Below are 11704 nucleotides of genomic sequence, written 5' to 3' on the forward strand. Positions count from 1 at the left end.
AATTACAATTCTTTTAACAATCGGTTGAGCTGCGCTTTCTCAGTTGCCTCTAAACTAGGTTCTAAACCAATGAAAGCGTTTCTCCATTGTGGATTTTTTAATAACAAACGAATGGAATCGCGACCAAATTTAGAAAACTGCCACATGTGATGTGTAGTTGCCTGAACCAACTCACGTAAAACAACCTCATCAATTAACTCAAACGCAATTAGTTTTTCAAGCGCATTTTGACGGATGTTGGCCTCGTATTTTGCAGATGCGTACGATTTGAGTTCTTTAACTTTTGAATCCAAATCATTAAGATAATTTGGCGTGGTAATCGCAAGCGAAAGCCATAGTACCCTCAAATTATAATCGTTAAAACCCACCCAATTTCTTGATTGATCTAAATATTTAGATCGGTTTTCTGGAAATAAATCACATAGTGTAAACAAGGCAATTTCCTGGGTTTGATAAGAGGCGTCTTGTAATAAAGTTTCGTATTGCTCCCTAAAACTAGCTGGGAACTGCGGTAATAATTGCGCAACAACTTGCCGTAATTGCAAATCATTTGATTGCAAGGCCTTGGTAAAAAAGATAACTTGACGTTCCCACTTTTCATTTTTTAGTTGTTTGAGTACAGCTTCTTTTACGGGAAAGTACACTTGAGAATCCATAATTTTGAGCATCGAATCGAACTTTTGGTCCCAACCTACTTTTTTAAGCTGCTCCACTTCCAATAAGCTTTGTGTCATTTTGTTTTTCGAAAGTAATTCATTGCTTTTTGGAGTGTCAAATGCCGTACTTTCGAGCCAAATTTTGCTAAAGTTCTTCACATCATATGAAGCTACTTTTGTAACCTCAGCAAAAAAGTCATCTGTATCTACCGTTTGATATGCGTGTTTAGTGAGATAATTTCGAATGACTTTTTTAAAAGCTTTGTCGCCAATATCTTGATGTAAAACAAATAGCGCCCAAGCTCCCTTTTGGTAAAAAGTTAAGGAGCTGGCTTTCGCATTTAAAACAGGAATTGCATCCGTTCGTGAAGCATATTTTAACTGCTGGGCCGATTCGTATAATTTAAAATAAAAATAATCATCGCCATACAATTCCCTTTCTGCAAGCAACGCAAAATAAGTAGCAAAACCCTCTTGTAACCAATGATGTGTGCTACTTTTTGCAGTGATCAAATTTCCAAACCATTGATGCGCCAACTCATGTGCATTCACATTGGTATAACTTCGATCATTGAAACCTACTTCATCTACAACATAGCGCGAATTAAAAATTGTTGCTGTTGTATTTTCCATTCCTGCGTACAAAAAGTTTCGCACAGGTACTTGCTGGTACACTTCCCATGGATAAGGCACGCCAATTAGTTTTTCAAGTGCATCAAACAATTGCTTGTTGTAACGATAGGTCCAATCAAATCGTGCAGAATCACTGGGATCTAAATAAGTATGTAGTGGAACTTTCGATTTCGAAAATTCAATTCGTTTATCAAATTTCCCGATAGCTAACATCAACAAATACGAACTCATTGATTTAGTCATCTTGTACTTCCATGTCGCTGTATTGTCCTTTACGATCTTTTCTATTAAATTTCCATTTGAGATAATAGTATAATCCTTATCAAATTGTATGGCAAGATTAAAAACTACTTTTGAGTTGACATCATCAAAACTCGGAAACCAATTACTAGTATATCTCCCTTGGCCTTGTGTCCAAATTTGTAAATTATCCAAAGCAGTTGATCCCACAAAATAAAGGGCTTGCTTCGGGCTGCATTGGTAATTAAAACTTAATATATAGTTTCCTTTTTTAAAATTAGAAACTAAGAGTAAGGCTTTTTTGGTGTTTTGAAAGCGAATAGACTTTTTATCAAGAAGCACCTCATCGAATGTCATATTTTGTGCGTCAATGGCTATTGTGTCGGTATCTTTTAATACTTCAAAAGTATAGGTAACGGTACCCGAAATAGATTTATTCTCTGCGTTGATTGTTAGCTCTGCATTCGCGGTAGTAAAATCAACAAAATTGGTTTGCTGTCCCCAAGCAAAAGAACACAACAGTAAAAAAATATATTTCATAAAAGTATTTTCAGCAAGAGTTTCAAAGTTACAAAGGATTGCAATACTACCGCTTGAAATTTTGTAAGTTTACCGCACAAAACACAATTTACATTGAAAAAGAAAGCCTTATTTAATTGGAGCAGTGGTAAAGATTCTGCACTGGCATTATATAAAATTTTACAACAACAAGAAATCGAAGTGACTTGCTTACTTACAAGTGTAAATGAAAAGTACGGTCGTATTTCAATGCATGGCGTGCGCGAAAGTTTACTGCTGCAGCAAGCTAAGAGTATCGGAATTCCACTAGAAATTATGTATCTGCCAGAGATGCCGAGCATGGAAGTTTACGAAAATGTAATGCATGAAAAACTATCGAAATTAAAAGAGCAAGGCATCACCCAATCAATTTTTGGAGATATATTTTTAGAAGATTTACGCCGCTACCGCGAAGAAAAATTAGCTACGGTTGGTCTTCAAGGTATTTTTCCCCTTTGGAAAAAGTCAACTCCTGAACTCATTCAAGAATTTATTGATTTAGGATTTAAAACAATAGTAGTTTGTGTAAACGAACGATATTTGGATCAAAGTTTTGTTGGGCGAATTATTGACGCTTCCTTTTTAGAAGATTTGCCTGAAAATGTGGATCCTTGCGGAGAAAATGGAGAATTTCACACCTTTACTTTTGATGGTCCTTTGTTTAAACAACCAATCAATTTTGAAATTGGAGAAACTGTATATCGAAAATATGAAAAACCAGCTACTTCAACTGCTTCTAACACAGCCTGTGATACCGATTCTGACGCTCCATATGAATATGGCTTTTGGTATTGTGATTTGATAGAAAAAACAAAGTAAATAACGCGATTTACTTTGTTTTCTTTATTTCAATCGAGGTAAATTAAATGTGAATAGCGAACCTTTTCCAATTTCTGAAGAAACTTGAATAGTCCCTTTATACGCATCAACCAGACGTTTTACGGTTGCTAAACCAATCCCGCTACCTTTTTCTCCAAAACGATCCTGCTCTGCTACAACTTCAAATTCATCAAATATGATTTTTTGATGCTCAGGTAAAATGCCTAAACCGTTATCCTGAACCGAAATGATATAGCTATCTGCTTCAGCATTTATCGAAATTGTTATTTGTATATTTTCTTTGTTATTATACTTAATTGCATTTGAAATCAAATTGAGTAAAATTTGCTCAAGGATTGTTTTATTGATGTACAACGCCACCACATTCGAACTTAAAACAATTTTACAATTCTCTTCAAAGGATAACAAATTTTTTAACTCCGTCTCTAACGTAGCCACTAAAACCTCGTCATTACTTGTATCTGCAACACTTTCCGCTTTGCTTATTACAAGTAAATTATCAATCATTTCCTTTAATTTGAGTGCTGAACTTTTAATTAAACCAATGACTTCAATAGCTTCGCCATCAATCTTATTTTCATAACTTTCTATCAATACAGTTGACAAACCTGAAATGTTTGACAGTGGCGATTTCAAGTCATGAGCTGCACTGTATGAGAAACGTTCTAAATCCTGATTTTTTTTCTCCAATAAAGCAATATTTTTCTCCAACTTTAGTTTATTGGCACGCAACTCCAAAAGTTTCATCGTTTGTCTAGAAAGTGCTTGCAAAGAATTAATTTGGCCTTCACTTAAATTTTTGGGTTGATGGTCTAGTACACAGATAGTACCTACAGGTAAACCTGTTGCATCATCAATGAGCGATACTCCTGCATAAAAAAGAATTGGTGCTTCTCCCTTTGTGATGGGATTATCTTGAAAACGATCATCAACTCTAGCATCAGGGACTATAAAAATGTTTTGGTTGTCATTGATAGCATGACCACAAAAGGAATAGTCTCTTGAATTTTCATTTAAAGGAGTTCCTACTCTAGATTTAAACCAATGCCTATTGGCATCAATAAAGCCAATAATAGCAATTGGTGTGTCACATATTTGCGAAGCAATAGCAGCGAGGTTATCATAATCCTCTTCCGGTAAAGTATCCAAAATGGAATAGGATTCTAAGACTTGTAGTCTTTTAAATTCTGCATGGTGTATTTGAGGTGTAATCATTCTATTATATATTTTTCTTCATCTCCCTTCCCCACCCTCTGAATGTTTAAAAAGTAATGTCACCAAAACTTTATATAACAGATAATCAAAGAAATAAGTATGCAAAAATACAATTTTATTATGTTTGCATATAAAAAATAAAAACTTTTATAACAATTTTAATACAAAGTCGAAATATTTATCCGACAAAATACAATTTTTATCGTTAAAAAGCTTAATTTTAGGTTGGAGACGCCATTAGACAATTTTATTTAATCAATAATTATTAGTCTAGTTTAGGAAGCAAAAATGAGTCCAAAATACTTTTTTCAAGCATTAATTTTTCAATTTCGCTACTACTTCTTGGCGCTTCAGCAGAAAGATTGATTGGACCTTTAGTAGTTGTTAAAATATCATCTTCGATGCGGACGGCAATTCCCCACCATTTTTTGTCGCAATCACTACCAATTGGAATGTAAATACCTGGCTCAACTGTTACGATCATATTGGGTTTGAAGGCTTGATAAGTTCCCGGATCATGTACATCTAAACCAATATGATGACTTGTACCGTGTGGAAAAAATCGTCGGGCATCCATTGCTGATTTAGCAATTCCTAATCGAACTAAACCTTCTGTAATTACATTTCTTGCAGCGGCATCTGGAGCATTAAATGAATTTCCTAATTGCACTGCAGCAATGCCTGCTTCTTGGGCTTGAAAAACTAAATCATATATCAATTGTTGCTCTGTAGAAAATTTTCCATTTGCAGGAATTGTTCTTGTCACATCAGCAGTGTAGCCGTGATATTCTGCTCCCAAATCCATAAGAACCAAGTCATTTTCAACCTTTAACTTTGTATTTTCAATATAATGCAAAACACAGCCATTGTTTCCCGCTCCTACGATGGATGGATATCCTTCGTATTCGCTTCCGTATTTCTTATACACATATTCATGAACACCTTGTACCTCCATTTCAGACATGCCAGGATGCATCGCTTTCATTATTTCGCGTTGTCCCATCGCAGAAATTCGCACCGCTTTTGTAATTAATTTAATTTCCTCATCTGTTTTTATCTCTCGCATTGCTGCCATAAAATTCAACATCGATTTTGTATCTAGCTTAGTTTTTCTAACTGGTGTTGAAGTTGTCGGACTAACAGTTTTTAATTCTGCAGGATCATTTTGAGCGTTACTTTCTTTATCAAAATCAATTTGAGCTTTAAAAGCTGAAATTAACTGGTACAAATTTGCTGCTTCGCTTTTTTCGTCGCGAACATCGTTTTGAAACTCTTTGAACAAAATGGTATCAAACTTTCCGAAAGTAATTTGGGCTTTTAAAAAATCACTACCATTTTTGACTACTGCAAAGCCAAGTTCCTTTTTGGCTCCCTCTACTCCTAAACGAATGCCTGTCCATTGCTCGCGTCGTGAATTTTTTTCTTGAACATATAAAATTTCGTTGGTTGAAGTTCCGTCAGACAGGGTTTGTTTCTCAGAAAAAAGAACCAAAACCGCATTGGGTTCATTGTAACCTGTTAGGTAATAATAATCAGGATCTTGGTGAAAAATAAAATCAACATCATTCGCTCGATTACGTAAAGGATTGCTAAAGAAAACGGCTACCGAATTTTTTGGCATTTTTAAGCGAAATGCGTCACGTTTTTCTTTGTGAAATTGTGGACTTAAATAGTCAGTTGGCTTATTATTTTGCGCAAAAAGATTCGCTGCGCTGAAAATTACTGCTATGATACAAAGTTTAAAAGTCATCTCGATGGTTTGATATATATTTTGGTAATAGTGCCTTAATAAAAGTTTAAACATAAGATAAAATTCTGTAAATCATCTTTGAAAGTTTGCAATTGTTTTATTTTGCATAAAAAAAAGAGCACCAAAAGATTTTCACCTTTTAAATGCTCTTTGTAAAGTACTTCATTTTCTTAAAATTAACCAAACTAATCTTTATGAAAAATGTTAATGTAAGCACTCCTTTATTTAAAATTTTTATAACTCAAAGTATAACTAACCTATGTTTTATTTTGCAAAGGACATTTGTAAGATGTGGTTTAAAAAAAAGGTTGCGTGGCAAAAGCTTTTTTTTTTGAAAAAAAATAAAAAAATTTCAGTAATGCATGTGTGTTCATTGGATATTTTGACACAATAAAACTCTCAATACCCTTTTAAACAGAAATTTACTCTCGTTCTACAAACAACTGTAACAATTGAGTAACCGTATTCCAATTGCGGATTGTAGCTGTTACATTCAATTTTTTTTCGATGTATTTTTGATCGAATCTTGTTTTACCCGCACCAACAGCATATTTAATAAAAATTTTATTGCCGTCAATTCGAGCTTCATCGGGTTTAAATTGACTTACTTTTAAATCATTGATACTTGTATCTTTTAGCGTAGTAGAAATGAAGGCCACGTATAACTTTTTAATATCAAGCTCTTTTTCTTTCAAAAAGGGATTGTTGTTTAGGCACGCATCTAAATCAGATTTTGCAATGACAACAACAGGTACTTCATGACCAAAATTTTTAAACAATTCTTGCTTTATTTTGAATCCCACAGCCGCAGCATTGGTTTCATCTGTATCTACAAAAACATTGCCCGACTGAATATAGGTTTGTACGTTTTGAAAGCCTGCTGCTTCAAGCACTGTTTTTAAAGCCTCCATTTTAATCATATTGTGGCCCGATACGTTGATACCGCGCAACAATGCAAGATGAGTTATCATGTTGTATTTTTTTTGACAAATGTAAGAGCTATTTTAAAAGTAGAAGCTATGAATTTGATTTCAACTGCAAAAATTGTTCTTTAAAATAATCGAAACGCTTTATTTCAACTCAATTGGGATATAAACTTCTTCTTGAGAATCAGGATTACCACGTTGGTACTTTTCTCCTAAAAGTTCAAAATGCGGACGATGAGCTAATTGATAATTTGAGTTGGGCAGCCATTCTGTAAAAATTGACTCGAAAAATGCAGACGTATCGGTTCCGTCTCCTTTGTAGATAAACACAGCATACAGACCTGATCGAATTGTAATTGTTTCCATTCCTTGAGGTAGCGATGAATAATCAGTTACTTCTGCAACCGCCCATTTCTGGAACAAAGAATTGGGATTAAAATTACTCCAAAAATGTGCATCAGTAACTTGAACCGATAAAAAGTATTGCCCCAACCTATTTTCTATTTCATTTCTGCGTGGCATAAAACGCTGCCAAACTTCATGCGCTTTGTAATCCGCAAAAGACATATCTTGACGAATACCAATGCATTTTTTTTCAGGAATAGATATAATCGTTGGGTTCATATAGACACTATTTAAAATTGAAAACAAAAAATCGAAAGTGCAAGTTTACAAATTTGTTCCCGCACTGCGAGACACATGAAAAAAAAAGTTCAAAGCAAATAATATCCTTTGCTTTGAACTTTCCACAAAATCAGTTATCGTGAAATATGACTTATTTTAATTTATTTGAACTCTACTACAAATTCCTCAGTTGGGATTCGCACTTTTTTCATAGGTGCAATCCAATCGTTTGGTGTATCAGCATGACCTACATACATTAAGGAAACACTTTTCAAACCTAATTCGTTTAGTTTTAAAATCTCATCAACAACCTCGTTTTTGAAACCTTCAACAGGCGTTGTATCCACTTTTAACTCTGCCGCCTGTGCCAATGCTAAGCCAAGAGCGATATAGGTTTGTCTGGCAATGTGAGCAAAATTTTCTTCGGCAGGTTGCGCTAAATAAATTTTCTTTAGCATGTCTGTATAACTATTAAAGCGGCCTTGTGGCAAACCACGTTCAGCAGTTGTAAAATCATAAACTTTATCAATACGCTCAGCAGTGTACCTGTCCCAACCTGCAAAAATCAATACATGCGAGCAATCACGCATACATTCCGGATTTAGAGCGCCTTGCACCAATTTTTGTTTTAACTCTTGATTTTCGACTACCAAAACCTGAAATGGTTGCAAACCAGATGAAGTTGGAGCCAAACGAGCAGCCTCGATTATTTTATCAATATTTTCTTTACTTACTTTTTTGGTAGGATCGTATGCTTTTACAGCGTGTCTCCAATTTAAATCTTCAATTAATGCCATTGTATTTATTTTAATCAGGAATTTAGTCGTTTGAAACTGATAGTGCAACTTCCATATTTCCTCTAGTTGCGTTAGAGTACGGACATACTTGGTGTGCTTTTTCAATTAAATCTTGTGCTACCTCGATTGTAACGCCGGGAATATTGGCATGCAAAGCAGCTTCAAGGGTAAAACCTCCGGTGGCGTTTGGTCCGATACCAATGTTAGCAGTTACCGTAGTTTCTCCAGTTGTAATTTTTTCTTTTTTGATAACTAAGTTCAACGCGCTATCAAAACATGCTGCGTATCCTGCTGCGAATAACATTTCTGGATTGGCGTGATCATCATTTGCTCCGCCTAAGGCTTTTGGATGCTGAACTGTTAGTTCTAAAACGCCATTTTCGCTTTTAACTTGACCGTTTCTGCCGCCTTGTGCAGTTGCTTTTGTACTGTATAATGCTTTCATTTTTCTAATTGTATTATTTATTTTTATTTGAAATTTTTGTGATAATTCTTTTTAATTCTTCCAGATCTTCCATTTCTAAATTCATAGCCTGCATTAATTTTTGCGGTATAGTAGCCGCTTGAGTTTGTAACTCTTTCCCCTTTTGGGTTAAAGTAATGTTTACGATACGCTCATCAGTTGTGCTGCGCGTTCTGCTCACCAATGATTTAGTCTCCAATCGTTTTAGCAAAGGCGTAAGTGTTCCGCTGTCTAAATGTAACTTGCCACCTAGCTGATTGACGGTTTGTGAATCGTGCTCCCACAACACCATCATGACCAAGTACTGCGGATAGGTCAACTCAATAGCATCTAACATAGGACGGTATTGATTGATGATTTCCTTTGCAAAGGCATAAATAGGAAAACAAACTTGCTGACTTAAATTGAGTTGCTCATTCATAGTTGAAATAATTTATAGTACAAAGATATGACGTAATTAAATTGTGTACAATTTAATTTTATAAAATTAATATAGTTTTAACAATGAGAGAATTTACAAACCGAAGTACTTTATTGCTATTGACAACAATTTCGCAGCCTTGATAGTAATGAAAAGCCTTTGCAGACAGAAAACCATTTTTTTCTGGTTTTGACAGAGCGACCAAAGGAAGCTCCTGACAAAGGCAAGAAAAAAGGTTTTGTGACAAAAAGCTTGAAATGAAGAGCAAGAATAGCTGCCAAAACAAAAGAGAAAGATTTGTTTTAAAGTAAAGAGCATTTTCTATTTTAGGAACAAAAAACTATCTTCGTGCGGTAGAAATAAGTCGCAATTACGAATAAAAACAGATACGTAGCGAAACCTTAATTCCAACAGCAAAAGATGTCATTGAATCAAATTTTACTAACTCCGATTGAATATTTAAAAGGCGTGGGACCTAGTCGCGGTGCTTTGTTGCGCAAGGAATTGGGGATTCATACTTACGCTGATTTGGTGAATTTTTACCCGAACAGATATATTGACCGAACCCGTTACTACAAAATTAACGAGCTGCAAAATAATGTTGCTGAGGTACAACTCATTGGTAAAATTATTCATGTAAAAACGGTGGAGTTTGGCAAAGGTAGAAAACGCCTCGTTGCTACTTTTGTGGACCAAACCGGGCAGATGGAATTGGTGTGGTTTCAGGGTCACAAATGGGTGCGTGAATCGCTAAAATTGAATGAAATGTGTGTTGTTTTTGGGAAATGCACCTCGTTTAACGGGGCGTACAACATGGCACATCCTGAAATTGAATTGTTGAGTGAGCATGAAAAAAGCTTGCGTTCAGCCATGCAACCGGTTTATCCTTCGACAGAGACTTTGACTAACAGAGGGATTTCGAACCGCACAATCAATAAAATGATGCTGCAGTTGTTTACGGAAACGCACAGTTTGATTGTTGAAACGCTACCAAACTATTTGCTACAAGAATTGCTGCTCATTTCTAAAAAAGATGCGTTGCTGCACATACATTTCCCAAAAAATCCAGATGCTTTAGCAAAAGCGCAATTCCGACTCAAATTTGAAGAATTGTTTTTTATACAATTGCAATTGATCACCAAAAATTTGATTCAAAAACACAAAATAAAAGGCCATCCTTTTCGAATTGTGGGTGATAATTTTAATAGTTTTTACAAAGAACACTTGCCTTTTGATTTGACGAATGCCCAAAAAAGGGTGATTAAAGAAATTAGAACCGACATGGGAAGCAATGCACAAATGAACCGTTTGTTGCAAGGTGATGTGGGTTCGGGGAAAACAATTGTGGCTTTTTTGACTATGTTATTGGCTTTGGATAATGGTTTTCAGGCTTGTTTGATGGCACCTACAGAAATTTTAGCCAATCAGCATTATGTAGGTTTAGCCGAATTGGCCGAAAAACTACAACTCAATATTAAAATTCTCACCGGATCAAGCAAAACAGCAGCCCGCCGACAAATTCACGAAGAACTTGAAAACGGAAGTCTGCAAATCCTTATTGGCACACATGCTTTGCTTGAAGATAAGGTTAAGTTTAAAAATTTAGGACTCGCCGTTATTGATGAGCAACATCGTTTTGGGGTGGAGCAACGCTCGAAATTGTGGAAAAAAAATAGTATTCCTCCGCACGTACTTGTGATGACCGCTACTCCTATCCCGCGTACTTTGGCCATGAGTTTATATGGAGATTTGGATATTTCTGTCATTGACGAACTACCGCCGGGACGAAAACCCATACAAACCGTACACCGTTTTGACAGCAACCGCTTGAAGGTTTGGAAATTTATTAGAGACGAAATTGCCTTAGGTCGACAAATCTACATTGTCTATCCACTGATTCAAGAATCGGAATCAATGGATTACAAAGATTTGATGGATGGCTACGAAAGTATTTCTCGTGATTTTCCGTTGCCGCAATACGCCATTTCAATTGTTCACGGTAAAATGAAAGCTGCCGATAAAGAAGCCGAAATGAAACGATTTGTTGATGGTAAAACCAATATCATGGTGGCTACTACTGTGATTGAAGTTGGTGTAAATGTCCCCAATGCTTCGGTTATGATTATTGAAAGTGCGGAACGTTTTGGATTGTCGCAGCTACATCAATTACGTGGTCGCGTAGGTCGTGGTGCCGATCAAAGTTACTGTATTTTAATGAGCAGCCACAAGCTAAGCGCCGATAGTAAAACCCGATTAGAGACGATGGTGCGCACGATCGACGGATTTGAAATTGCTGAGGTTGATTTAAAATTACGTGGCCCGGGTAATTTAATGGGAACACAACAAAGCGGTGTTTTGAATTTGCAAATTGCTGATATTGTCAAAGATCGAGATATCCTTAGCTTAGCGCGACATCATGCTATGAAAATTTTAAAAGCTGATGCTCCTTTAGAAAAACCAGAGCACGCTACTTTACGTGCAGTCTATTTGGAATTAACTAAAAAGAAAAATATTTGGAACTACATTAGTTAGATATTTTCTGCTACTTGACAAATCCATTTACTAAATCCATTTAGCTTTT

At 35.7% G+C, this 11704-nt stretch carries 10 protein-coding genes; 2 read left to right on the forward strand and 8 right to left on the reverse strand.

Features of this window, described 5'->3' with window-relative positions; genetic code table 11:
• Nucleotides 1-2: 2 nt before the first annotated feature.
• On the reverse strand, nucleotides 3-2069 hold the full coding sequence (locus KBJ98_RS10010) for a M1 family metallopeptidase (RefSeq protein ID WP_210790236.1): 2067 nt from the start codon (nucleotides 2067-2069) through the stop codon (nucleotides 3-5).
• A 93-nt stretch (nucleotides 2070-2162) separates the two neighbouring features.
• Between KBJ98_RS10010 and KBJ98_RS10015 the strand changes: the two genes are divergently transcribed.
• On the forward strand, nucleotides 2163-2906 hold the full coding sequence (locus KBJ98_RS10015; protein WP_210790239.1) for a Dph6-related ATP pyrophosphatase: 744 nt from the start codon (nucleotides 2163-2165) through the stop codon (nucleotides 2904-2906).
• Nucleotides 2907-2930: 24 nt separating this feature from the next.
• Here the strand turns inward: KBJ98_RS10015 and KBJ98_RS10020 are convergent, their stop codons facing one another.
• The 7 genes from KBJ98_RS10020 to KBJ98_RS10050 form a co-directional block, all read right to left on the reverse strand.
• Entirely contained in the window at nucleotides 2931-4142 is a 1212-nt protein-coding gene (locus KBJ98_RS10020) for a sensor histidine kinase (RefSeq protein ID WP_210790241.1), read from the reverse strand.
• A gap of 265 nt (nucleotides 4143-4407) precedes the next feature.
• Nucleotides 4408-5892, reverse strand: a complete 1485-nt coding sequence (locus KBJ98_RS10025; protein WP_210790244.1) for an aminopeptidase P family protein — start codon at nucleotides 5890-5892, stop codon at nucleotides 4408-4410.
• Nucleotides 5893-6314: 422 nt separating this feature from the next.
• A complete protein-coding gene (locus tag KBJ98_RS10030; RefSeq protein ID WP_210790247.1) occupies nucleotides 6315-6863 on the reverse strand; it encodes a DUF1697 domain-containing protein in 549 nt (182 codons plus the stop codon).
• Nucleotides 6864-6962: 99 nt separating this feature from the next.
• Entirely contained in the window at nucleotides 6963-7442 is a 480-nt protein-coding gene (locus KBJ98_RS10035; RefSeq protein ID WP_210790250.1) for a GyrI-like domain-containing protein, read from the reverse strand.
• A gap of 161 nt (nucleotides 7443-7603) precedes the next feature.
• Complete coding sequence (locus KBJ98_RS10040; RefSeq protein WP_210790253.1) at nucleotides 7604-8239, reverse strand: nitroreductase family protein; 636 nt, start codon at nucleotides 8237-8239, stop codon at nucleotides 7604-7606.
• A 22-nt stretch (nucleotides 8240-8261) separates the two neighbouring features.
• Nucleotides 8262-8684, reverse strand: coding sequence for an organic hydroperoxide resistance protein (locus tag KBJ98_RS10045; RefSeq protein ID WP_225899106.1), 423 nt, complete (start codon nucleotides 8682-8684; stop codon nucleotides 8262-8264).
• A 13-nt stretch (nucleotides 8685-8697) separates the two neighbouring features.
• Nucleotides 8698-9123 carry a MarR family winged helix-turn-helix transcriptional regulator gene (locus KBJ98_RS10050; protein WP_210790254.1) on the reverse strand — a complete coding sequence of 142 codons (426 nt, stop codon included), beginning with the start codon at nucleotides 9121-9123 and terminating at the stop codon, nucleotides 8698-8700.
• Nucleotides 9124-9543: 420 nt separating this feature from the next.
• Between KBJ98_RS10050 and recG the strand changes: the two genes are divergently transcribed.
• Entirely contained in the window at nucleotides 9544-11655 is a 2112-nt protein-coding gene (gene recG, locus KBJ98_RS10055) for an ATP-dependent DNA helicase RecG (protein ID WP_210790257.1), read from the forward strand.
• The last annotated feature ends 49 nt before the right edge of the window (nucleotides 11656-11704 follow it).

Origin of the sequence: Flavobacterium erciyesense, assembly GCF_018069925.1 — a bacterium.
Classification (GTDB): Bacteria; Bacteroidota; Bacteroidia; order Flavobacteriales; family Flavobacteriaceae; genus Flavobacterium; species Flavobacterium erciyesense.

Coding starts and splice junctions, on each gene's coding strand:
- KBJ98_RS10010 (WP_210790236.1), bottom strand. CDS start 2,069: ATGAAATATATTTTTTTACTGTTGTGTTCTTTTGCTTGGGGACAGCAA.
- KBJ98_RS10020 (WP_210790241.1), bottom strand. CDS start 4,142: ATGATTACACCTCAAATACACCATGCAGAATTTAAAAGACTACAAGTC.
- KBJ98_RS10025 (WP_210790244.1), bottom strand. CDS start 5,892: ATGACTTTTAAACTTTGTATCATAGCAGTAATTTTCAGCGCAGCGAAT.
- KBJ98_RS10030 (WP_210790247.1), bottom strand. CDS start 6,863: ATGATAACTCATCTTGCATTGTTGCGCGGTATCAACGTATCGGGCCAC.
- KBJ98_RS10035 (WP_210790250.1), bottom strand. CDS start 7,442: ATGAACCCAACGATTATATCTATTCCTGAAAAAAAATGCATTGGTATT.
- KBJ98_RS10040 (WP_210790253.1), bottom strand. CDS start 8,239: ATGGCATTAATTGAAGATTTAAATTGGAGACACGCTGTAAAAGCATAC.
- KBJ98_RS10045 (WP_225899106.1), bottom strand. CDS start 8,684: ATGAAAGCATTATACAGTACAAAAGCAACTGCACAAGGCGGCAGAAAC.
- KBJ98_RS10050 (WP_210790254.1), bottom strand. CDS start 9,123: ATGAATGAGCAACTCAATTTAAGTCAGCAAGTTTGTTTTCCTATTTAT.
- recG (WP_210790257.1), top strand. CDS start 9,544: ATGTCATTGAATCAAATTTTACTAACTCCGATTGAATATTTAAAAGGC.